Annotated in this window: 17 protein-coding genes; 6 read left to right on the forward strand and 11 right to left on the reverse strand. The window is 57.2% G+C overall.

All coding sequences use genetic code 11. The features are described 5' to 3' along the window. The first annotated feature begins 796 nt into the window (after positions 1–796). The 3 genes from G560_RS19385 to G560_RS19390 are packed head-to-tail and all read left to right on the forward strand — an operon-like array spanning position 797 to position 7,465. A complete protein-coding gene (locus G560_RS19385) occupies positions 797–3,763 on the forward strand; it encodes a glycosyltransferase (RefSeq protein WP_244870043.1) in 2,967 nt (988 codons plus the stop codon). Further along, complete coding sequence (locus G560_RS0114565) at positions 3,763–6,339, forward strand: DUF3131 domain-containing protein (RefSeq protein WP_022705036.1); 2,577 nt, start codon at positions 3,763–3,765, stop codon at positions 6,337–6,339. Before G560_RS19385 ends, G560_RS0114565 begins: the two co-directional genes overlap by 1 nt. A 16-nt stretch (positions 6,340–6,355) precedes the next feature. Further along, positions 6,356–7,465, forward strand: a complete 1,110-nt coding sequence (locus G560_RS19390; protein WP_022705037.1) for a hypothetical protein — start codon at positions 6,356–6,358, stop codon at positions 7,463–7,465. Here G560_RS19390 and rfbA read toward each other — a convergent pair. From rfbA to G560_RS19400, 7 genes are all read right to left on the reverse strand, one after another. Then, on the reverse strand, positions 7,441–8,313 hold the full coding sequence (gene rfbA / locus G560_RS0114575; RefSeq protein ID WP_022705038.1) for a glucose-1-phosphate thymidylyltransferase RfbA: 873 nt from the start codon (positions 8,311–8,313) through the stop codon (positions 7,441–7,443). The genes G560_RS19390 and rfbA overlap by 25 nt on opposite strands. Positions 8,314–8,410: 97 nt before the next feature. Beyond that, positions 8,411–9,556 (reverse strand): glycosyltransferase, encoded by a 1,146-nt coding sequence (locus G560_RS0114580; protein ID WP_022705039.1) that lies wholly within the window; start codon positions 9,554–9,556, stop codon positions 8,411–8,413. Positions 9,557–9,583: 27 nt separating this feature from the next. Continuing rightward, on the reverse strand, positions 9,584–12,616 hold the full coding sequence (locus G560_RS20385; protein ID WP_050525136.1) for a glycosyltransferase family 4 protein: 3,033 nt from the start codon (positions 12,614–12,616) through the stop codon (positions 9,584–9,586). A 171-nt stretch (positions 12,617–12,787) separates the two neighbouring features. Beyond that, positions 12,788–13,630, reverse strand: a complete 843-nt coding sequence (kdsA, locus tag G560_RS0114590; RefSeq protein ID WP_022705041.1) for a 3-deoxy-8-phosphooctulonate synthase — start codon at positions 13,628–13,630, stop codon at positions 12,788–12,790. Next, a complete protein-coding gene (locus G560_RS0114595) occupies positions 13,627–14,415 on the reverse strand; it encodes a 3-deoxy-manno-octulosonate cytidylyltransferase (RefSeq protein ID WP_022705042.1) in 789 nt (262 codons plus the stop codon). The genes kdsA and G560_RS0114595 overlap by 4 nt, the downstream gene beginning before the upstream one ends. Further along, positions 14,412–15,368, reverse strand: coding sequence for a KpsF/GutQ family sugar-phosphate isomerase (locus G560_RS0114600; protein WP_050525138.1), 957 nt, complete (start codon positions 15,366–15,368; stop codon positions 14,412–14,414). Before G560_RS0114600 ends, G560_RS0114595 begins: the two co-directional genes overlap by 4 nt. 164 nt (positions 15,369–15,532) lie before the next feature. Continuing rightward, a complete protein-coding gene (locus G560_RS19400) occupies positions 15,533–16,342 on the reverse strand; it encodes an FkbM family methyltransferase (protein ID WP_022705044.1) in 810 nt (269 codons plus the stop codon). A gap of 268 nt (positions 16,343–16,610) precedes the next feature. On the opposite strand from G560_RS19400, the gene galE reads away from it, so the two are divergent. Beyond that, a complete protein-coding gene (galE, locus tag G560_RS0114610; protein WP_033419448.1) occupies positions 16,611–17,606 on the forward strand; it encodes a UDP-glucose 4-epimerase GalE in 996 nt (331 codons plus the stop codon). An 8-nt stretch (positions 17,607–17,614) separates the two neighbouring features. Here the strand turns inward: galE and glmM are convergent, their stop codons facing one another. Both glmM and G560_RS0114620 read right to left on the reverse strand, forming a co-directional pair. Next, positions 17,615–18,955 (reverse strand): phosphoglucosamine mutase, encoded by a 1,341-nt coding sequence (glmM, locus tag G560_RS0114615; RefSeq protein WP_022705046.1) that lies wholly within the window; start codon positions 18,953–18,955, stop codon positions 17,615–17,617. A 95-nt stretch (positions 18,956–19,050) separates the two neighbouring features. Further along, complete coding sequence (locus G560_RS0114620) at positions 19,051–19,611, reverse strand: DUF4202 domain-containing protein (protein WP_155947306.1); 561 nt, start codon at positions 19,609–19,611, stop codon at positions 19,051–19,053. A gap of 89 nt (positions 19,612–19,700) precedes the next feature. Between G560_RS0114620 and G560_RS0114625 the strand changes: the two genes are divergently transcribed. Then, positions 19,701–20,387 carry a D-lyxose/D-mannose family sugar isomerase gene (locus G560_RS0114625; RefSeq protein WP_022705048.1) on the forward strand — a complete coding sequence of 229 codons (687 nt, stop codon included), beginning with the start codon at positions 19,701–19,703 and terminating at the stop codon, positions 20,385–20,387. 1 nt (position 20,388) lies between these two features. After that, on the forward strand, positions 20,389–21,642 hold the full coding sequence (locus G560_RS0114630) for a glycerate kinase type-2 family protein (protein ID WP_022705049.1): 1,254 nt from the start codon (positions 20,389–20,391) through the stop codon (positions 21,640–21,642). Here G560_RS0114630 and G560_RS0114635 read toward each other — a convergent pair. Next, on the reverse strand, positions 21,639–22,313 hold the full coding sequence (locus G560_RS0114635; protein WP_022705050.1) for a DUF1028 domain-containing protein: 675 nt from the start codon (positions 22,311–22,313) through the stop codon (positions 21,639–21,641). The two genes, G560_RS0114630 and G560_RS0114635, sit on opposite strands and share 4 nt — an antisense overlap. Next, the gene (locus G560_RS0114640) at positions 22,310–22,735 is read right to left on the reverse strand and encodes a RidA family protein (RefSeq protein WP_028914130.1); all 426 of its coding nucleotides are present in this window, start codon (positions 22,733–22,735) and stop codon (positions 22,310–22,312) included. Before G560_RS0114640 ends, G560_RS0114635 begins: the two co-directional genes overlap by 4 nt. Positions 22,736–22,739: the final 4 nt, after the last annotated feature.

Genomic DNA, 22,739 nt, shown 5'->3' on the forward strand with positions numbered 1-22,739 from the left:
TAAGGCAGACCTAGAATCGTCGTCATCCTGCGGTTTCCCAAAATTTTCCTTGAAATGCGTATAGCTTAGCACAACACTTAGTGACAATTGCTGTGTACAGAGTCGGTTGCCAAATTATTGTGGGTCTAACTGTCTGTCGTGTTTTAGTGATTTAATTAATAAAGATTTATAACTATTATTAGATACTGCAATGGATGGCATGCCCTCAAAGTGAGGACCCATGTTCGCCGTGCCAACACCACCGAACCAAAATGCAATCCAAGATTGTATTTTGCCCCATGATCAAAAACCGAACGCGTTATGATTCATGACGCCTAGGAAACGCCTGATTGACCCAACGCCACAGCAAAAGGATGCTGTGTTTCATGACCCCCTCGGGGGGCGTTCCCGGATGCTTGGCAGACTGCTTGCGTTGGCAGCGATTGCCCTGACAATCTGGTGTGTGCTCTTTGTGCAAGCTCTTCTAGAGCCACCCCGTATGAACAGCCACGGGCAAACCAATACCGTAGCAACAGTGGGCCGCCAAACGGCAAATGCCGCCGCCCCTGACACACACCGCGTAAAGGTGCAAAGGGCGGCCTATGCACGGCAATCCGGTCAATTTAACGATCACAGACCCGTTGGCCCACCCCAGAGCGACGGGTGCGCGGCACAGCCCAACTTTTCCGCAACTGCAATCGCAAGCGCTGCAAATGCTGGACGAACAACGGTCTTTGCACTGCTCCCGGCTGATGACCTGAATGGCTATCTTTCGTTCGCGCGCAATTGCCACAGGGTCAACGTTCTGGTGCCCGAAATGTTTGAAATCACGGCCAAGGATTTCGTCGTCAAGCCTTTGAAGATTGACGACGAAATGGTTCAGATTATCGAACCCATCCTCCGTGATCCATCCAAACGCCCAGTCCTCATGCCGTCTATCGCGATTGCGTTTAATGCCAATCTCGGCGACTTTTTAACACGATTGCTGGATGCTGATGCCCGCAAGACTCTGGTCGATCAAATGCTTGCCGCCGTGCAGCGGCGCAAAGCCCAAGGGCTGTGCGTCAGCATGGATTTTGGCGCCAGCGTAGATCTACGCGGTCTTACCTCCCTTTTGCACGAAATGAAGGCCCGGTTTTCCGAGGCCGGTTTTGCCACCTGCATTGTGGTCGCTGAAGACGGGATGCTTTGGCACAACCAGAAAATCGTTGCCGCATCTGATGTCGTCATCGTCCAGATGTTTCGCACAGTCTGGGCAGGGTCCAAGCCTGCTGCCCTTGCGCCGGACCATAAATTCGCGGCGGTCGCGCAAGACATTGTTGCTAGTGTCGGCAATACCAAACTTGTCATGGCGCTTGGCAGTCATGCCGTCGATTGGATTTCAGGGCAGGCCCTCCCTGAAACGCTGGCTATTCCGACGGCTTACAAAAGAATAGCCGATGCAAACGCTGCGCTAGAGTTTGCGGAGCCATCGCTCAATAATTACAGTAGTTTCGTCGATGACGATGGCAAGCGTCACCAGATATGGATGCTGGATGCCGTATCGACACATAATCAAATGCTGGATTTGGCCACCGCTGGGATCACGAATATTGCCATCGCCAATCTTGGCTTGGAAGACCCCGCCACTTGGCAGGTTCTAGACGTTGCCAACCCCAAAAGTCGTGAGGCGATAGAGGCGCTTGAGCGGATCAAGCTTGACGATTTTATCACCTATGAAGGCGCTGGCCCATTCTATCGTTGGCGACAAGGTGCCCAAACGGGTTTGCGCCAACTTGGGCAAGCGCTTGAAACAGGCAAGGTCACGTCGCAAGCCCTTGTTCGGATGCCACGTCCAACGGTTATGGAACGCCACGGCGCTACGTCAGATCTGCGAATTGCCCTCACATTTGATGATGGACCAAATGAAACCGCGACAACCGCCGTACTGGATGCGCTACAAGACGCCGAGGTTCCAGCAACGTTTTTTATCGTCGGAAGTGCGGCCCTGAAATCCCCAGACCTTTTGCGCAGAATGGTCGATGAAGGCCATCTAATCGGCTCACACACCTTCTTGCACCCACATTTGGAACGCGTTCAGCCTTGGCAAATCAACCTCGAACTTAACGCCACGCAGAAACTGATCGAGGGGCAAACCGGCCGAAACGTCAGGCTCTTTCGCCCGCCCTATATTCGCGGGTCCGGCCCTATGACGGCCCAAGAGGCTTCGCTTTTCCCGATGCTTGCAGACCAAGGATATGTCGTTGCAGGCAGCAGTATTGTGCCGCCCGATTGGTCCGGTCTGTCCGCACAAGGCATCGTTGATTACGCCATGAACGGGCTAAGAAACGGGCACGGCAACATCATGTTGCTACATGACGGGCGCGCCGAAGGTATGCATACGGTCGCCGCCATCCCGCTCTTGATCGCTACGCTAAGGTCCGAAGGGTATCAAATCGTCTCACTGGCGGATCTGTTGGGCAGCACGTCCGAAGCGTTGATGCCCGTTGCAGGAAAAACAGGTGCTGCGTTCAGTTCGGTCTCGTTCGGGGCCATAACCACAGTCTTGCAGGCCCTTTTCGTGCTCTTTTGGGTCTTTATTCTGGCAGGTGTTGCGCGGGCGATAACCTATCTGGTGCTGGCCCATAAACGCGTGCCGCAATCGCCGACCCACATGCGCAGCCTGCCAAGCGTGACCGTGGTTATTCCGGCCTATAATGAATCCTTGGTCATTGAGAATTGCGTCCAAAAAGCGCTGGCCGCGAACTACCCCGATTTGCGCGTCATTGTTGTCGATGATGGGTCAACCGATGATACGCTTGGTGTTCTGCAAGCGGCCTATCAAGGGCATCCCCAAGTCACCATTTTGACACAAGCGAACCAAGGCAAGTGGCAGGCCCTTAACACTGCCTATGAACGGATAGACACGGAAATTGCGGTTTGTATTGATGCCGATACGCAAATCTGCGCTGACGCCATTCGGCATCTGGTGGCGCCTTTTGCCAACCCCCGCATTGGGGCCGTGGCTGGGACAATACTCGTTGGGAACAAGCGCAATTTACTAACCAAACTGCAAGCGCTTGAATATTTTACAATGCAAAATATCGGCCGCCGCGCGCAAGAATATATCAATGGCATCGTCGTCGTTCCCGGTGCTTTGGGCGCGTGGCGGGTCGAGGCGGTTCGCGACCTTGGCCTGTTGTCGAATGAAACCCTGACCGAAGATACCGACCTGACAATGTGGATGCTGCGGGGCGGGTATCAAGTCGCCTATGCCGACGAGGCGACGGCCTATACCGAGGCACCCTCCGATGTCCGTTCCCTGCTAAAACAACGCTTGCGCTGGAATGTTGGCATTCTGCAATCCCTGTGGAAGCATCGCTATGCCTTCGCGGAAAAGCGGTCCCTTCGCCTGATCTCGGTCTTGGACCTCGCCTTTTTCGGCTTTGCCTTACCGTTGCTGGCACCCCTTGTTGATCTGATGATCCTGGCCATTTTGGCCAATGTCATCATCGCACAAATTTCTGGCGCTATGCCCGATTTCTCGGGTCTGACAACAGCGATTGTTATGGGCTATGTCATTTTGCCGCTCGTAGATTTGGTTACAACGCTTGCGGCCTTCCGGTTTGACCGGCGCGAGAAACTGACCTTGCTTTGGGTCGTGCCGTTCCAGAACCTCTTTTTCCGTCAGATCCTTTATATTTCCGTTTGTCGCGCGGTGTTTGCCTCGCTAACAGGCCGCTTGGCACGCTGGGACAAACTGCGGCGCTTTGGCATGGCGGTTCATCGACGCAGGGCAAGCTGATGAAGCGGCGATCGTTCCTTAAAATCGGGGCAGCCCTAGGTGTCTCTGCCAGCCGATTGCAGGCCGCCAGCCTTTCCCCCAAAAATATCCCGCCGCGGATCATCGTTTTGACCGATATCACTTCTGAAACCGATTTGGACGGCTTGGCCACAGCCATGACCGTCTTGGCAAAACGCAACATTCCCTTTGCCTGCGCGATTGACCCTTCGGCCAACCATACAACAGCCTTAATGCCAGACAGTCCCGTAGCGCAGCTATTGCAACGCTTCTTTCTGGGCAATCCCGGCATTATGGAACTCGCGCCCCTAATCCCCGACCTTGAACAGCATCGCCCCTACTTTCAGGCAAGGCTGGCAAGCCTTGCAATCGCCCAGCTTTGCGAAACGCTTGGGCTTGATGTGGTTGATGCTTTGCCCCGCTCCATTAGCACTGTCAGCTGCCACTCAACCCCAAATCCCCAACTTCTTACGGGTTTGCGCGCGGCGGGGGTCCGTACCGTCTTGGCCCTGCCCCGCGATGATCGCCAAGCCACCAGCAACCGCCAATCCGAAAACGGAATACTGCACCTAATTGGAGGCCAAAAACTGAACTTTGCAGAAACGGATATCACTCGGTTTTCGCAAAGCGTTACTCAAAATACAGGCATTTTCAGCGTCTCAGCCCAAAACTTTGGCAGCCTAAAGGCTGCTTCGGCGATCCAATCCCTTGATGCTGAAACGACTGTGCTGCGCCAAATGGATATCACAGGCCAAGGCGGCCCCGTGCTGCCGCGCGATATCATGATCCGAGATGGCAACAGCTTTGCGCGCCACATTGCCTTGCATATTTTGGATGCAACAGGACCCGACCTCGCGTTTCAAACAGGGGTCGAATTGATGAAATCCCTGCTGGCGCAGCACAATATCGGCTTTAGTGTCAGCGCGCCGCCATTGCCCAAGCGCGTCACGCTGGACGGACTGGCCTTTTGGATGCCTCTTGTCCCTTCAACCGGCAAGGCACTGGGGCGTAAAGTACAGCTTGAACCACCCGTCTGGGCGTCATTTTCAACACTCCGCAATACGCCATTTCCAGACCCCTTACGCCAGTCGCCCGGGCAAGAAATCATATTGCGCACCGAACAGTCGGCATGGCAGGGCATGGATGCAAAAGGCCGCTACCATCAGCCCCTAGCCTTTGAAGTGACCGATACAGCCGCCATTGCCGCCTTGCCCAATGCCCTGAACCCCTTATCCGACAGTTTGGTTGTGCTGCATTCTCTCGCCCTGACCAGCCCCGCAAACCGCATGGCGATCCTTCGCGCATTGAACGGGTTTCGCGATGATGCGGTCACCGAGATCGTCGATCTGAAATGCCTGATCGACCTGTCCGTCCCCCCCGACACGTTGCTGCCGCTTTACCGCCAAACCGAGGCTGGAGCGCCTGCCGTGCTTCGCCATACACACGCGCCCGACACCGACCACGACGCCCTTATGCAAGATGCACGCGCCGCATGGGGTTATTTCGAAAAGCTGACCAATAAAAACACAGGGCTTTGTACCGCATCCAATGATTTTTCCGCCAGTACCGGCAGCCGATATGATCGGGTAACGATGTGGGATATTGGCAGCCATCTCAATGCCCTGATCGCGGGCGTTGATCTTGGTCTTTTGTCGCAAGACAGCTTTCAAAACCAAACCAAACGCATTCTCAAGCGCATCTCGGGCCGGAATATCAAGGGCCTCAACCTTCCACCCGAAGAGATCAACGTCGCAACCGGCAGCACGACCCGCAATTTCAATGCGTCCGATACATGCCGCCTGCTGGCCTCTTTGGCTAATCTGGCCAACCACCCCGCGATTGATGCAGGTTTGGTTCAGAAAGTGGTCAATGGCTGGGCCATCAAAGATGTTATATTAGACGGGCGCCTGCATGCAATTTCTGGCAAAAATTTGGTGGCCGCCGACTTTTCGCAATATGCGCATTATTCGGCAATGGGCCTAAAACGCTGGGGCTTTGATGCGAAAAGCCCTTATGCCGGTTTTACCGATATCACCTCGACAGATCAGAAAATCCAGTTTCTTGAGCGTCTACAACTATTGGGACCGGTTGGAACAGAGCCGCTTTTGCTTGATGCGTTGGACAATGGCTTCAGCCCCTCTGTCACCTATCTTTCTGAGGTTTTGTTCACCGCAATGGCTTCCGAATACCGCACCTCAGGGCGCATTCTTTGCCCTTCGGAAACGCCCCTGAACCGGTCGCCGTGGTTTGTGTATCAAGGGTATCAGGTGGGTGAAGGCGCGGCCCCATGGAAGGTCAGCATCGTCGAAAAAGACAAGATTACCGCGACAGCCGTTGCCGATAGCTTTATGGCAATCAGCTGCAAATCCGCTTACCTTTGGGCCATGATTTTTGACCATCCGTTTGCAGAATTGCTGCTGCGAACAGTCCGCGAAAAAGCCCGTGACAAGGTTGGTTTCGCGTCCTGCATCTTTGTTGATACGGGCATCGCAAGCACCGACTACACCGACATAAATACCAATGGGATAATCTTGCAAAGCATTGCCTACAGGCTCGGGGCTGGTCGCGCCAGGAAATAGCCTCTATTCTGCGGACATGGCACGCCAACCCATCATAAAACAAGACAGCATCGATCCGGATGATCTTTATGCCTCGCCGTATGAGGTGCAGACCCCCGACGAAGATCTATGGTTCCTGCCTGGCCCAAGTGACGATGATTTCGGCACGCCGTTTAAGGCCCCCGACCAACGCCTGTTGATTGACCCCAGCCATTGGCAAAAGGCTGAAAGCACCCTTGCCCCGCAACTTGCCCGCGCTGCAGCCGCTTTGGCCACTTTGGATGAACATTGTCGCCAGCTTGGGCCAGGTGCAGGGGAACGATTGGCCTTGATAGAGGTCGAAGCAATGCTTTGGGCACAAGGCACGCGCCTTCGCCGTGAACAGATCGCGGCCTATCTTTGCGGTGCGGGGGGGGCTTGCGATGCGCGTGGTGACCTTACACAATCCGCTTGGGCCTATCGCCGCCTGCTGGCACGCCCCGGCCCTTTGCCGGCCATGCGCGCGTTCTTGGGTCTGCATGATGTGGGCCTGTCGGACCTGCCAGAAACCCTAAGCCCGCGCCCGAAAGGGGCCGAATTTGATTTGGCCGCCGACCTTTTTGCCGATGGCATGGCGGCTATGGCAACATGCCATCCGCTGACACGGGCGGGCTATGGTCTGGCCCTATGGCGGTTGACCGGATTATCTGCGCCCGATGATTTGCTGGAACCGGCGACCGCTGCCGCACGGATAGCAGCGCAAGAAAACCGGAGCCTTGGCTTTGCACCCTTGGCGCCCGGGCGGGGCGCTTGGCACTTGGGGGCACAGGTCACCCGCTTGGCAGAATGGTTGACGGCCATTAAGGCAGGCGCTGAAACGGCGACATTGGAATTGAACCGGCTTAACGCTTGGTCAACCTCGGCGCGCGCTGCGACATCGGGCATAAAGGGCAGCACACCCGCCAAGCTGATAAATGCTTTATCCGCCCGCCCGATCCTTACGACCGAAGCTGCGGCACTGCTAACGGGCATGTCCCGCGACAGTGCCGAACGCGGCTTGGCCCGTTTGCTCCAAATGAACGTTATCCACGAAATTACCGGCGGCAAACGGTTTCGCCTTTGGACTGCCGGTTACGGGGGGGCTTACCGGACAAGCGACAAAAGGTAACGACCGTACTCATTCTTACTGTACTGTTTTGCCAGATCAATCAGGGCGGCTTTATCAATCCAACCTGCTGCAAAGGCTATCTCTTCGGGACAACCCGTTTGCTGGCCCTGCCGCTCTTCAAGCGTCCGCACAAAGTTTCCGGCATCCAAAAGTGACCCGTGCGTGCCCGTGTCCAACCATGCGTAACCGCGGCCCATGCGTTTCACGTCCAAGGCACCTTCGTGCAAATAAGTCTCTAACAACGTGGTAATTTCCAATTCGCCCCTCGCCGAAGGGGTGACGTTCCGCGCCCGTGCAGGGGCCGTGCTGTCCAGAAAATACAGCCCCGTTACCGCGTAATTCGACGGCGGCACCTCGGGCTTTTCAATGATGGAAATCGCCTGCCCCGCCTCGTCAAAACTGACAATACCATAGCGCTGCGGGTCCGCCACACGGTATCCAAACACCGTGCCCCCCACCGCTTTGGCATCCGCCTCGGCCAGCATTTCCGGCAAACCGTGCCCGTAAAAAATGTTGTCGCCCAACACCAAGGCCGAAGGCGCGCCATCCAAAAATGCCTCGGCCAGAATGAAGGCCTGCGCCAGTCCATCCGGGCTGGGCTGGACCACATAGGTCAGCGAAACACCCCACTGACTGCCATCCCCCAAGGTCCGCTTGAACTGATCTTGATCTTGCGGCGTGGTGATGATGCAAATCTCGCGGATATTTGCCAGCATCAGCACAGACAACGGATAGTAAATCATCGGCTTGTCATAAATCGGCAGCAACTGCTTGGAAACGCCCAACGTCACCGGATAAAGCCGCGTGCCAGAGCCACCTGCAAGGATGATGCCTTTACGATTGGTCATACAACAGATCCTCGCTCACCGGTTTCAACGCACACAGCAGGCCACGTGGCCCAAAGCCTGATTGCGGGTGTAAGCCACACCAAACCGAACATAAAGATTATTCTTTGATACAGTCCCGCTGAACCACACAATCCGCCGGCGATAATACCCTGTCTGCGGCCTTCGCCTCAATGGCGCGCAGCCGTTCCAGACAGGCCATGCCAAACGCCTTTGGCCCATGCCGGTCGCGCATCATTTTGGCTGCTATTGCGCCTTTTCTGGCCGCCGCCTGCGGATCCGCGGCAAGCGCTGTCATCGCAGCCACCAAAGACTCCAGTTCAACCTCGACCCAGCTGAATCCGGGCTTTGTGTCACCAAAGGCCTCTGCGCCCACATGGCTCGCGTAAAAGTCCAGCGGATAGCTCCATTCCAGGTCCAGAAACTGCGCAGGCCCCGAATATTTCGTTGCCGCCACCGCCTTGCCGCGCATCATCGCCTCGATAATCCCGCGCCCCAGCCCCTCGGCGCGGTGCGGCGATACATAGGCGTCAAAACTTTGCATCAACGCGGCCATCTGTTCGGTCGAATAGGCATCGGGGATCAGTTTTATCCGCGGGTCCAGCGCTGCCAACCGCAAGAAATCCTCGACCCGAGCCGGATTGATCCAACGCGACTTTTCCATGCTGTATTTCAGCACCAATTCAACCGGCGCTTCCGGCGTGGCCCCGAAACACTCTAGAAACGCAAGGATAAGCACGGTGGGATCTTTGCGTGACGCCATCGAATTAAAGTCGAACACATAGCCGAAAACAAAGGCATCCCCTCCGTCAAGCGCGGGTTGGTCCGTGTCCTGCGGAAACGGTAAATGCAGCGGCATTTCGATAATAGGCACATCCGCCACAGGCCTGAAACAGTCGGTCAAAAAGCTGTTCGATGTCCAAATTTCGTCCAGCGCATCGAATCCGGGCAGATGGTTTCCCGGAATTTCGGGGTATTCCCAATACGGAGCACCGATGTTGTAGCGGCCATCCAACAATTCGGGGTTTTTCCGCTGGATCAAATGCGTGGCGGGCAGGTTGTGGCAAATCAGGTTGACCGGATAAACCGGCTTTGCCGACAGCAACGCCTCGATATCCGGCTCGACAATTCGGCGGCGCAGCGAACTGTAATTCTGCTCCAACACGCAAACATCAATGCCCACCGACCTCAACGCCCGAACCTTGTCGCGCAATTCCTGCCCAAGGCCATGCATGCCAAACGGCATACCAATCACATTTATGCCAACCAAATTTCAGCCCTCATGAATACGCAAAAGACGCGCCAACAGTTTGCGGCCAACCGCCTCATGCGAAAATTCCGTGTGAATGCTGCGTTTGCCCGCTCGTGCAATCTGCTCTCGAAACCGAACATCCTCAAACACCCGCACCATATGACGCGCGGCATCATAAACATCCGGCTCGGCCCAGTGCTGCACCTGATTGTGGTACGCCTCCGCCTCCATCTCGACTTTGGTAAACGCCACCAAACAGGAATTTTCGGGCGTCATGAAATCAAGGTTGCCGGAATAGCCCGTGCCAATGGTCGGCTTGCCATAGCCCATCGCCTCGGCCATCGTCAGGCCAAACCCTTCGGCGCGGTGCAATGAGATATAGGCATCGCAATTCATATAGAGCGATGCGTTTTCATCGCGGCTAAGTGTTTCTTCGATCAGCACGACACGTGGATCATTCTTTGCCCGCAGCTTGAACCGCGCATAGTCTTCGCGGTTTTGAGCCGAGGCTTGTTTGGCCATGCTTTTGATCACCAGACACACGGGCACCTGCATGTCGGGAAACGCAATCTGAAACGCGTCCAAAACAGCCTGCGGGTTCTTGCGCGCCATCGTGGAATCGATGCTGAAGGTGAACAGGAACACAAAGCGGTCATCGGGAATATTGAACTTGGATCGCGGCGCAAGGGTTTCGGGGTAATGCAAATCCACCGGAATAGGAAAGGCCATCACCGGAACATCCATCCGCTTTTTCGCGGCCTCTGCGATAAAGGTCGAAAGCCCCCAGAATTCGTTGATATAACGGGTGTCGGCCAAATAGGTCGGCAGTTGCTCCAATTCCCACGCGCCATAGACGATATTGTAGCGGTCTTGCAAAAACGCGGTGCCGTTGCGTTTTACCATCCGTTCAATCCGCGTCACATCGCCGACAAACAGATTCACCTTTGACCCTGTGCCACCGGCTTTGACAAAACCGGTATCCTCGTCCAGATGCAGCGAGTTGTTGAAATTCACCGCTCGCGGCCCCAAAAGCGCACCCGTATTTTGCACCATCGCCGTGGATAGCGCCATTGCGGTGCTGCGCGCCATCACCGCCAATCCGGTGTGAATGCCGAATGGCCCGATCACATTGGCAATATGGCCTTGCCCCTGCGCCGCCAATGCCCCGATGGCTGACCGCAGATGGACTGATTGGATCATAATCCCGATATCGCGCGTGTCCTTGGACACCCCGGCCATTGCAGGCGAATGGCTGCCAACAAGGTTGATATCAACATCCACAGCCCCAAGGTTATTTTGCAAAAACCGGCGCGGAAGCGGGACAACAAGGTCGACCCCCACATTATTGACCTTATCAAAACTATGCCGGTGCAACACCTCGCCATTCACCGATACAACCATTGCATTGCTTGGCATCACATCCGACAGGAACGCATGCACATTGCCCAAAACCAGCTCGATATCTTCATCCGGCGTACGCCCCAAAACAAGGGACAGCACCGAATGTCGGCCACTTGACCACACAAAACGCGGCTCCGGCTTGGTCCAACCCCGCTGCAACAGCGCATCGGTCGCCGCCCCTTCTGCAATATGAACCGTCTGCCCGATCCCGATAAACTGGCTTCTCTTTGGCGACGACACCTTCAGGGTGTAAAACGCCAGTGACAGCATCCGATTGTCCGGCGCATCCCCGATAACCTTGGGCGAATTGCCGGTATTGCAATTGACCTCTAGCACAATATCGCCAAGCGCCGAGATGTGGCGCTGTGGCACGACAAGTTTGATGGTCCGGCGCGCGCGGTCTTTGAACACCTCTTGCGCCAGAATGGCCGTGCCGCACATAACATAACACGTCACCGGAAACGCTTCAGACGCCATAGCGCCGATGTCCAATTCAATCAGGCAGGGCATCACATCGCCGCTGGGCACCCGAAACGACACAAACGCAGACCCTTTGCCCATCCAGCGATGGTCTTTTGAATAGCTCTCCCACTGCCCGTCAAAACTCAGCGGTGTTTCACCGTCGGGCTTGCCGAACGACGTTTTAATATCAAACGGCAGTATTGCACCGGCAGGTTCCGTGGTCGCGCGGCCAAAATCTTCCCACGACACTTTCAACAACGCTTTCAGCGTGACACCGTGAAAACGCGGCTCTGGTTTGGCATTGATCCCGTTGTCGCCCGTGATCTGTCGCCAAAAGGCGCGCGACAAAATGCCAAGATCATAGGCAGGCGTTTTGGAATGATCCGTCCAGCCATCCGACAAGGGGCGCACCGCTTTGTTGAACAGCAAAGCCTCGGACAAAACACTCGATGTGATGGCTGATACCACCGCAATCTCGGGCGCGGCCAACAGCTTGTACGGGTTGGTGGTCAAAAACGCGACATTGCCGTAACGGTTCAGAAACTGAACCTGCGCCGAGGCGGCATTTTGATACGGATGCGGTTTGAAATAGACCGTTTCATGCTGCGAAAACAGGGCATCCAACGCTTGGGGATGGTCTTGCAAGCTCAGGAAACTACCCCAAGGGTCAAGCAAGGCCGCATCAACATCAACCTGCCCGAACAAAACCGCCGAACCCGCTTTCAAACGCGGCCCCGGCATCGCTGCCACCTCGGCCTGTTTCAACTGGGCCGCAAACTTGATGTCACCTGTCGCAATTTCAAACGCGGCCAAATCGCTGACCGTCACGAAATTGCTGTCCACCATAAACACATAATCAGACATGAACCGCAGTGGATGAATAGCATAGGAAATGTACGGCACATCCAGCGCGTCACAGATTTTCTTCTGATAGGGCGAAAGTTCAAACCCGATCAGCAAAGCGCCTTTCAGCAACGGGGCCAAAAGCGAAACGGCCTCGTCGCTTGGCGTTCGCGCATAAATCTTTCTCCATCCCGCTGTCGATGGATCAAGGTTCTCGGCGGCATAAACCGCCTCTGTCGGTACATTGCCGTCTGGCCCCCAAAGCGCTGCCTCGGGCGGTTGTCCGAACACATCCAACAGCGCAGGCCCCAGCCAGTTCACCATCCGCTGCGTGATCGTATTTTGCATCCCGCTGCTTGCGTTTTGCATCCGTGGTAAGGGCCTTAAAAAGTCGGCGGCCACAACAGGGCGAAGCGTTGCCAACCTGACTTTTTCAAAGCGCATATCTACAGCCTTCGCAAATTGCAGGGCTTAAAAGCCGTGTGATGGGCAAGGGAAAATTGTATCGCAACCAAAGCCTTAGAATACCTCTGCTTGGGATTTGGTCAGATCGTCCAAGGCCCGCAACTGGCCGATCAACAGCTTCATCTTGTCAATCGGAATCATATTCGGCCCATCTGATGGGGCATTGTCGGGGTCTTCATGCGTTTCGATAAACAAGGCCGAAACCCCAACGGCCACGGCCGCCCGCGCCAGCACTGGCGCAAATTCGCGCTGCCCGCCCGATGTTGCCCCCTGTCCGCCCGGTTGCTGCACCGAATGGGTCGCGTCAAATACAACGGGGTATCCGGTGCGCGCCATCGTCGGCAGGCCGCGAAAATCGCTGACCAGCGTGTTATAGCCAAAGGACGTGCCACGATCGCACAGCATGATATTTGTGTTGCCTGTCGACGCCACTTTCTCGGCCACATGCGCCATATCCCAAGGCGCCAAAAACTGCCCCTTTTTGATATTGATCGCGCGGCCCGTTTCGCCTGCCGCCAGCAGCAAATCGGTTTGGCGGCACAAAAATGCAGGGATCTGGATCACATCACACACTTGCCCCGCAGGCGCGCATTGCCGCGCATCATGCACGTCGGTCAGGATCGGGCAGCCAAATTCCTCGCGGATACGCCCCAAAACCTCCAACCCCGCCTCAAGCCCCATCCCACGCTCGGTGCTAATGGACGATCGGTTCGCCTTGTCATAACTCGCCTTGAAAATGAACCGCGTGCCGGTGGGCGCACAGGCCTCGGCAATCCGGCTTGCCATCATCCGCGCGTGGTCAAGGCTTTCCAACTGGCACGGCCCAGTGATCAGCGCAAAGGGTTCCATCCCCCCGATCCGGATATCGCCAACGGTGACTATTTTCGTCTCAATCATTTCGCCTCCAGCGCCGCTTCAATGCGGGCAACATCTGTGGGGTTGTTCAGCTCCCAAAACAACCTGCCGCGCGCATCCACTTCGACGCAGCGCACCGGTGTTCCGTTGTGCAAAAACCGCAATTGCTCTAGCCCTTCCAGCAGTTCCAGCTGGCAAACGGGGCTTTGGGTATAGGCCCGCAGCGCATCGGGGCGGTAGGCGTAAACACCCACATGGTGAAACACAGGGATAGGGTTGGGCAGCTTGCCTGGGTCGATAAACGGCAGCACCTCTTTGGAAAAATAAAGCGCCCGCATATCGCGGTCAAACACCGCAGTCGTGCCCCCCACGCGGCCATTCCGGCGGTCTTCGGTAAAATTGTCATAGGTCAGGCGATCACAGCGCAGCACTGGTGTGGCCATACCGATAGACGGGTCCGCCTGCATTGCGGCAATCAGACCTTCCACAAACCACGGTGGTGTCAGCGGCGCATCGCCTTGGAAATTCACCACCAAATCAGGCTCACCCCCCAGCCGCGCCAAGGCATCGGCACAGCGCGCGGTCCCGTTTTCACAGGCCTCGCTGGTCATCACCACATCCGCGCCAAACCCCCGCGCCGCCGTCGCAATCCGCTCATCATCCGTGGCGACATAGACGGCATCGACACCCTTTATCTGCATTGCCGCGTCCCAACTCATCTCGATCAGGGTTTTCACGCTGCCATCGGGCTGGCGGAGTGCGGCCAACGGCTTGCCCGGATAGCGGGTAGATGCATAACGGGCCGGAATAAAAAGAACTGTTTTCACATTACACCTGCGCGCAAAAGATCATGAACATGCACAACACCCACGGGCCTGCGGCCTTCATCCACCACCAACAGGGCGGTTACCTTGCGGTCATTGGCAATGGCAAGCGCTTTGGGCAACAAGCAATCGGGGGCAATTGTGATCGGGTCGGCATTGGCAATCTCGCTGGGGTTGCTTTGCATCAACGTATCAATGTTGCGCCGAATGTCGCCATCGGTCAGCACGCCTGCCAACACACCATCCCGCACCAAAACCGCAATGCCAAACCCTTTGGATGTCATGGTCAGCAAAACCTGCTTCATATCAGCGCCGACCTCGACCAGCGGCATCGCCTCGCCCTTATGCATAATCTCGCGCGCGGTCATCATCTGCGCCCCCAGCTTGCCGCCCGGATGGAACACGCTGAAGTCTTCGGGCTTGAACCCGCGCTGCTCCATCAAGGCCACGGCCAGCGCGTCGCCCAAGGCCAAGGTCAGCGTGGTTGATGTCGTCGGCGCCATGCCGATCGGGCAGGCTTCGGGCCGTTGCGGCAAGCATAAGGCGTAATCGGCGGCCCGCATCAAGGTGCTGTCAGCCTTGGACGAAATCCCGATCAACGGGATAGAAAAGCGGCGGACATGATAGAGCAAATCGCGCAATTCCGCCGTTTCACCGGAATTGGATATCAGCAGGCAAATATCCTGCTCGGTGATCATCCCCAAATCGCCGTGGCTTGCCTCGGCCCCATGGATGAAAAACGCAGGCGTTCCGGTTGACGCAAGGGTCGCTGCAATCTTGCGCCCGATATGGCCCGACTTACCAATCCCCGAAACGATCACCCGGCCCGAAATCCCCAAAATCGCCTCAACGGCGGCAGGCAAAGCGGCCGGCGGGTTCTCGGCCATTTCGGCCAAGGCCGCAGCCTCGATCCGAAGCGTTCGTTTCGCGGCGTCCAATATCACGTTTGGCGGCATCCGATCATTCAACCTTGTATCGTTGTTCTTGTGCCTGACATCCGCTTTTCTCCGGCCCCTCGCCACACCTGCGGCAAGCCCAAAAAAGTCGATCCCAAGGTCTGCAATTGATATGCCCTTCGCCCTTTGCACACAACGTGTTATTGTCTGACCAACCACGCCCGCTATGCCAATTTGCCAGCTGCCGTGACCCGCCTGATCACCGTGCTTGAATTGGTACACAACAGGTCGTTAACGTTGAAATTCACCATATTCTTGTGCAGAAAGCTCCATTTCTGCGCGTCGGTCTGCACGCGCACATAGGCCTTTGCCTTCAGATCAAAGACAAAGACACCCTCAAACGTGTCAAAAATGAACGCCAGCGCATCGATCGGCAAAACATGCGCCAGCGACGACAGGCACCAATGATTGAACTCGATCAACACCGTATCCACACGGGCCAGTGTCGCCTCGGCGCCCTTCAACACATCCAGCTCAAACCCTTCCACGTCAATCTTCATCAGATCAATATGGTCCGGCGTCCCGTCAAACCCGTCCAAAGTCCGCACCGGCACACGAATGGCATCCTGCGCCGCCGCCAAACTCCCTTCCAACAAGAAAGAGTTTCCCGTATTGTATTGATCTACATCGCGAAACAACACTTCGCCATCTGCTTTGCCCAGTGCAAAGTTAAACGTTTCAATCCGATTGGTACCGGTTTGATTGGCTGAAATATTCCGGTCCATCTGCCCAAACGTCACGGGATGCGGCTCAAACGCCAGAACCCGCCCACCCTTGAACGACTGGTCCATCAGCAAGGTCGTCAGCCCGATATTGGCCCCGACATCCAAACAAACCGGCGCGTCATCCGGCCCGAACAGCACCGCAAGCGCCGTTGACAGATGGTTCAGCGATGCCAGATCAACACTTGCCGCATAGGCACTGCTGCCTTCGATTTTGAGAGTCTTCAGCGGAAAAAATTTTTCATAGATCATATGCCAACTCTCAATTTCCCGTGCGCCATCGCGGCTTGTCCAAAGGGTCGCCCAAGACGGCACCTTAAACCCTCTCAAAGACTATTCAACCCTAAGCAGTTTTATTCAATTAACTTTCAAGTCTGGCATCTGCCGCGCGAATAGCCATGCAAAAACGGGGTTTGTTTGCAAACTGGCCTTGTGCTACGGACAGGGAGAAACACACATGGACCCACCGCACAGGCAAAATGCGCGCCTTGCACAGCGTCCTAACCTCACACGGCATCTGATGATTTCGAAAACGATTTTGGTGACAGGCGGCGCGGGCTATATCGGGTCACATGCCTGTAAAGCCTTGAAAAACGCGGGCTTTACCCCCGTCACCTATGACAATTGTTCAACCGGCTGGGAACAGGCCGTGAAATTCGGCCCGTTTGCACGCGGCGATCTGCTTGACCGTTCACGCCTTGACGCCGTGTTCACCCAGTACAAACCCGCCGCAGTCATGCATTTTGCCGCACTCAGCCAGGTCGGCGAAAGCATGCAAGACCCGGGTCGTTATTGGCGCGAAAACGTCACAGGCGCGCTTAATCTGGTCGAAGCGGCTGTGGCCGCAAACTGCTTGGATGTCGTGTTCAGCTCGACCTGCGCGACCTACGGCGATCAGGATAATGTTGTCTTGGATGAAAATTCTCCCCAACGCCCGATCAACGCCTATGGTGCCTCCAAACGCGCGATTGAGGATATTTTGCACGATTTCACCGCAGCCCACGGCCTGCGCCATGTGATCTTTCGCTATTTCAACGTCGCCGGCGCCGACCCCGAGGCCGAGATTGGCGAGTTTCATCAACCCGAAACCCATCTGATCCCCCTAATGCTTGACGCGATCGCGGGCAAACGTGACGGGCTGACCATTTTCGGCACCGATTACCCCACCCCCGATGGCACCTGCGTCCGCGATTATGTGCATGTCAGCGATCTGGTCGATGCGCATGTGCTTGGCCTGAAATGGTTGCAAGACGGCAAGCCCAACCGCGTCTTTAATCTGGGCACCGGCGACGGGTTTTCGGTGCGCCAAGTGATTGAACACAGCCATGCCGTGACCAACCGCGCCGTGCCGCATGTCACAGGCCCGCGCCGGCCCGGCGATTGTGCAAAACTGGTGTCAGGGTCCAACCGCGCCATCACCGAACTTGGCTGGGCACCACAACGCTCAACGCTGGAATCCATGATCCGCGATGCGTGGCGCTGGCACCAAAACACGCCAAATCACTACGAAAAGTGAACCCCGCGTTACGACGCGCGGTTCACACTATCGACGATCTTGTTCAGCACGTCTGTCAGCAGGCCCACATTTTCGGCCTCGCCCATCACGCGGATCAAAGGCTCTGTCCCCGACTTGCGGATCAGCAACCGCCCGCTGGTCCCTAGCGCCGCCTCGCCATCGGCAATCGCCTGCTGCACTTCGGCACTGTCCAGCGGGGCCTTGTCACGCGCATAACGCACATTGATCAGCTTTTGCGGAACCTGTTCAAACACGCGGCCCAACTGGCTGGCTTTTTTGCCGGTTTCGACCATCGCCGCCAAAAACTGCAACGCCCCGATCACCCCGTCCCCCGTGGTGGCATAATCGGTCATCACAATATGGCCCGACTGCTCACCACCCAGATTGTGCCCCTTGGCGCGCATCGCCTCGACCACATGGCGGTCGCCTACCGCGGTGCGTTCCAGCCCGATACCTTGGCCCTCCAAAAACCGCTCCAGCCCAAGGTTCGACATCACGGTCGCCACCAGCGCGTTGCCCTGCAACCGCCCTTCGCGCGCCCAATGTGACGCGATCAAGCCCATAATCTGGTCGCCGTCGATGGTCTGGCCTTTTTCATCAATCAAGATCACACGGTCTGCGTCGCCATCCAGACAAATCCCGATATCGGCGCGGCTTTCCCGTACCTTGCGCGCCGCCGCCTGCGGATGGGTCGACCCGCATTCCGCGTTGATGTTGAACCCGTCTGGCGACACGCCAATGGAAATAACCTCGGCCCCCAATTCCCACAGCACGGCGGGGGCGGTTTTGTAGGCAGCGCCGTTCGCGCAATCCAGAACAATCCGCAACCCGTCCAACCGCTTGCGATGCGGAAAGGTGGTCTTGGCATATTCGACATAACGGCCGCGCGCATCTTCCAACCGCCGCGCCCGCCCGATGTTTTCGGGGGCTGCAGGCATCAAATCCTTTTGCAGCAGCGCTTCAATCGACCGCTCGTCCTCATCGCTCAGCTTAAACCCGTCCGGCCCGAAAAACTTGATCCCGTTGTCCGCTGCTGGGTTGTGGCTGGCCGAAATCATCACCCCCACATCTGCGCGCAGCGAATGGGTCAAATACCCGATCGCCGGTGTCGGAACTGGCCCGAGCAAAAACACGTTCATGCCCGTTGATGTAAAACCCGCCGTCAGCGCATTTTCAATCATATAGCCCGACAGCCGCGTATCCTTGCCGATCACCACACGGTGCTCTTGCTTGTCGCGCCGAAAATGCCGCCCTGCCGCTGCCCCAAGGCGCAAGGCCACTTCGGCGGTCATCGGCCAAGTATTGGCCTGCCCACGCACCCCATCGGTGCCAAAAAGTTGTCTGGACATGCTGTTCCTTTCTCGGGCAATTCCCCGAAATCTGTATCAGGCCATTGGCCGCATTGTAAGGTATTTTCGCCGCCGCAATCGCGCGCGCGCCCCAATCAAACGGCAAACGCCGCTGCCAAGTCCGGCAGCAAATCAAATTCCGCCAGCACCCGGGCTCGTGCCTGCTCTGACATCTTGCGCGCGGTCTTATCGACGATGCCTTGCAAATCCTCGGCCCCGCGCTTGGCCGCGAAATCGGCAAAATACCAACGGATGAACACAAAGCAAATAATGTCCTCCAGCGCCTGCACATCTGCATCGCGCTTGATGCCTTCCTTGCGCAGCAACACGCCGACCCGCGCCTGATCAGCCACATCATAGCCCGCCTGCGCCATGATCCCAGCAACCCGCGCACCATGCCGCCGCCCCTGCTCGCGCCGCCACGCGTGATAGCCTTCTTTCCCCTCGGGAAACTCGGCCCGCTTCAACAACCAGCGCTCTACATGCTGGCCGCGCGCAGCAATCTGCAACACATCTGATGCTTGCGGAAACAACCGCGCCACCTCGGCCGACATCCGCTCACCGTACAGCAACGCCGCAGGGCGACCATCTTCCTGCGTCGGATCCGCCGCATTCGCGGCATCAATCAACCCAAGGGCCGCTTCAAGATTGCTCATCAGATCTGTCTCCACTTGCACGCCTTGCCCCATTCGTCGCATGTTTGGCACATCTTGCCAATTCTCATGTGACCCGCAAAAGGCCCGATATGAAACGCTCCCGTATAAACGACATTATGGCCGAGGCGGATGCGATGATCCGCCACTTCGGCTTTACCTTGCCACCTTTCGCCTATTGGTCGCCTGCCGATTTTCAGGCCAATGCCGCACGCGCCGCCAATGTGATCTCAGCCCGCTGCGGTTGGGATATCACCGATTACGGCGCAGGGCGTTACGACCAGATGGGCCTGTTTCTGTTCACCCTGCGCAACGGCAGGCTCGCCGATCTGCAACGCGGCGGCGGCATGTGCTATGCCGAAAAGCTGCTCATCTCGAAACAAGATCAACTCTCGCCCATGCACACCCACGTCCTCAAGGCCGAGGATATCATCAACCGCGGCGGTGCCACCTTGGTGGTCGAACTTTTCGGCTCTGACCCCGCAGGCAATTTTGCGGACGATAGGGGCGGAACCGTGTTTTGCGATGGCATCCAGCGCGATTTTGCCCCCGGCGAAAAACTGCGCCTTGCACCGGGGCAAAGCGTCACCCTGATGCCCGGCGATTGGCATGCCTTTTGGGGCGATGGCGGTGATGTGCTGATTGGCGAGGTATCGACCGTGAACGACGACGAAACCGACAACATTTTCCGCGAACCCATTGGCCGCTTTGCCACGGTAGATGAGGATACGGCGCCCACACATCTGCTGGTCAGCGACTACAAAAAATGGCTGGCCTGATATGACCCCCCGCGCCCTGCTCACCGATCTGTTCACCACAGCCGTTGCCCGCGCCGACCCAATGCTCTGCCTTGCCGCCCATCTGCCACCCCGCCCAAAGGGCCGTTTGGTCATCATCGGCGCTGGCAAGGCAAGTGCGCGCATGGCCGAGGCATTAGAGGCGGTTTACGGACCCTGCCAAGGCTTGGTCATCACCCGCTACGGCTACGGCCGCCCCACCAAAGGGATCGAGATCGCCCTAGCCGCCCATCCCGTCCCTGATGCAGCAGGCGTGACTGCGACCCAACGCATGCTTGCCCTCGTCCAATCGCTTGGCCCCGATGACCAGATCATCGCGCTCATTTCGGGCGGCGGCTCGTCCCTGCTTTGCGCTCCTGTGGCGGGTCTGACCCTGCAAGATAAGCAAACCCTCAACGCCGCTCTGCTGGCCTCCGGCATGCCCATCTCGCAAATGAACATCATCCGCAAACAAGTCTCGGCGGTCAAAGGTGGCAAACTCGCCGTCGCCGCCCACCCCGCCCGCATCCTTAGCCTCGTTTTGTCCGATGTGCCGGGCGATGATCCATCCGAAATCGCCTCGGGCCCCACGGTTGGCAGCACCGCCACATCGCAGATGGCGCTTGCAGCCCTTGATCAATGGGATGTCGATCTGCCCCCCCATATCCGCGCAGCCATCGAAACCGCCCCCGCCCCCATCGCGCCAAATGATCCCCGCCTTGCCGGTGCCGCCCTATCCATCATCGCCGCGCCGTCCCAATCCCTCGAAGCAGCACAAACCCAAGCTGAGTCCCAAGGAATCGACGTGCAAATCCTTGGCGACGCGCTGGAAGGCGAGGCCCGCGATCTGGCCCAGACCCAAGCCACCCTTGCGATGCAAATCGCAGCAACCCCCCTCCCCCGCCCCATGCTTTTGCTATCGGGCGGCGAATGCACGGTCACGCGGCGGGGCAACGGGCGCGGCGGGCCAAACGCCGAATACACGCTTGCGGCAGCGATTGCGCTGAACGGCCATCCACAAATCCACGTCCTTGCCTGTGATACCGATGGCGTGGACGGGGTCGAAGAGGTCGCAGGCGCCTATGCCGGCCCCGACACGCTGGCCCTTGCCACGCAAACCGGCACCTCTGCCGAAACGGCGCTGGCAAATAACGATGCCCACAGCTTTTTCAAATCCATCGGCGGCCAAATCATCACCGGCCCGACGCTGACCAATGTCAATGATTTCCGCGCAATCCTGATTTTGCCAAAGGCTTAATCATCCCCCGGCACGCCATAAGACGGGGCCGCACGCGGGTCCAACGCGCGCTGGATATAGGCGTCAAGCTGCGGTTTATACACGCCCCACGCCGTGGCCACCGCGTCAATCGGGCACCCTTCCGTCCAGTCACAGCGCAAATCCGCCACGGGCCAGCTTACCTTATCGACCAGCTTCATCCCTGCGGAATGAATTGGCCCTGCCTCGCCACCCGCCGCCAATCCGGCCTGCATTGCGGCAATCAACCGATCCCCCAAATGCCCGCGACTGACCAAAAACCCATCGACAATCGCTTGCGCCACAGCTGCATCCCGCAACAAATTCCCACCCGATGCCACGTTCAGCGCCTGCGCCTGCGCCCACACCCCCAGCGCGTTTGGCCCCGAATGAATGGCCGTTTGCCCCGCTGCATCAACCATCAGCACCTGCCGATAGTCCATGAACGTGCCCTGCCCGCGTAATGCCGCCAGCGCGTCCCGCGCACCCAACCCCCGCGCCAGCAAATCCAGCCCCAATGGCCCCAAACTCGGGTCCGTCACATTCTGCGACGCCACCGCCCCAACCCCCGCCCGCGCATAAGAACAGCGCGCGGCCACAGCGGGTGACGATGACGCAATCGCCACGCCAAACATCCCCGTATCGGCGCAGCGGGCGACTATGGAAAAGGTCATGCCACGTCATCCGGAATAACGGCAGTGCCATCAATTTCGACCAACCAATTCGGCCGCGCCAAGGCGCTTACGACCAAACCAGTCGACACAGGATGCACCCCTTTCAGATATTCGCCCATTGTCCGGTACACCGCCTCGCGGTGGCGCACATCGGTGACGTAAACCACCACCTTGACCAAATGCTCCATCCGCCCGCCACATTCCTCGATCAACTGGCGGATATTCTGCATCACCTTATGGGTCTGCTCCACCGGATCATGGCTGCCAATATCTTGCGCATCATCCAGATTTTGCGGGCATTGGCCGCGCAGATAAATCGTACGCCCGCCTGATGTCACAACCGCTTGGCACAGGTCATTGTCCAGCTTTTGTTCGGGATAGGTGTCTTTGGTGTTAAACTTGCGGTGCCGATAATGCGCCATCATA

This window comes from Pseudorhodobacter ferrugineus DSM 5888, from assembly GCF_000420745.1.
Lineage (GTDB): Bacteria > Pseudomonadota > Alphaproteobacteria > Rhodobacterales > Rhodobacteraceae > Pseudorhodobacter > Pseudorhodobacter ferrugineus.

Excerpts from the sequence above, each read along its gene's own strand:
- G560_RS19385 (WP_244870043.1), top strand. The coding sequence starts at position 797 with ATGTTTGAAATCACGGCCAAGGATTTCGTCGTCAAGCCTTTGAAGATT.
- G560_RS0114565 (WP_022705036.1), top strand. The coding sequence starts at position 3,763 with ATGAAGCGGCGATCGTTCCTTAAAATCGGGGCAGCCCTAGGTGTCTCT.
- G560_RS19390 (WP_022705037.1), top strand. The coding sequence starts at position 6,356 with ATGGCACGCCAACCCATCATAAAACAAGACAGCATCGATCCGGATGAT.
- rfbA (WP_022705038.1), bottom strand. The coding sequence starts at position 8,313 with ATGACCAATCGTAAAGGCATCATCCTTGCAGGTGGCTCTGGCACGCGG.
- G560_RS0114580 (WP_022705039.1), bottom strand. The coding sequence starts at position 9,556 with ATGCCGTTTGGCATGCATGGCCTTGGGCAGGAATTGCGCGACAAGGTT.
- G560_RS20385 (WP_050525136.1), bottom strand. The coding sequence starts at position 12,616 with ATGCAAAATACGATCACGCAGCGGATGGTGAACTGGCTGGGGCCTGCG.
- kdsA (WP_022705041.1), bottom strand. The coding sequence starts at position 13,630 with ATGATTGAGACGAAAATAGTCACCGTTGGCGATATCCGGATCGGGGGG.
- G560_RS0114600 (WP_050525138.1), bottom strand. The coding sequence starts at position 15,368 with ATGCCGCCAAACGTGATATTGGACGCCGCGAAACGAACGCTTCGGATC.
- G560_RS19400 (WP_022705044.1), bottom strand. The coding sequence starts at position 16,342 with ATGATCTATGAAAAATTTTTTCCGCTGAAGACTCTCAAAATCGAAGGC.
- galE (WP_033419448.1), top strand. The coding sequence starts at position 16,611 with ATGATTTCGAAAACGATTTTGGTGACAGGCGGCGCGGGCTATATCGGG.
- glmM (WP_022705046.1), bottom strand. The coding sequence starts at position 18,955 with ATGTCCAGACAACTTTTTGGCACCGATGGGGTGCGTGGGCAGGCCAAT.
- G560_RS0114620 (WP_155947306.1), bottom strand. The coding sequence starts at position 19,611 with ATGAGCAATCTTGAAGCGGCCCTTGGGTTGATTGATGCCGCGAATGCG.
- G560_RS0114625 (WP_022705048.1), top strand. The coding sequence starts at position 19,701 with ATGAAACGCTCCCGTATAAACGACATTATGGCCGAGGCGGATGCGATG.
- G560_RS0114630 (WP_022705049.1), top strand. The coding sequence starts at position 20,389 with ATGACCCCCCGCGCCCTGCTCACCGATCTGTTCACCACAGCCGTTGCC.
- G560_RS0114635 (WP_022705050.1), bottom strand. The coding sequence starts at position 22,313 with ATGACCTTTTCCATAGTCGCCCGCTGCGCCGATACGGGGATGTTTGGC.
- G560_RS0114640 (WP_028914130.1), bottom strand. The coding sequence starts at position 22,735 with ATGGCGCATTATCGGCACCGCAAGTTTAACACCAAAGACACCTATCCC.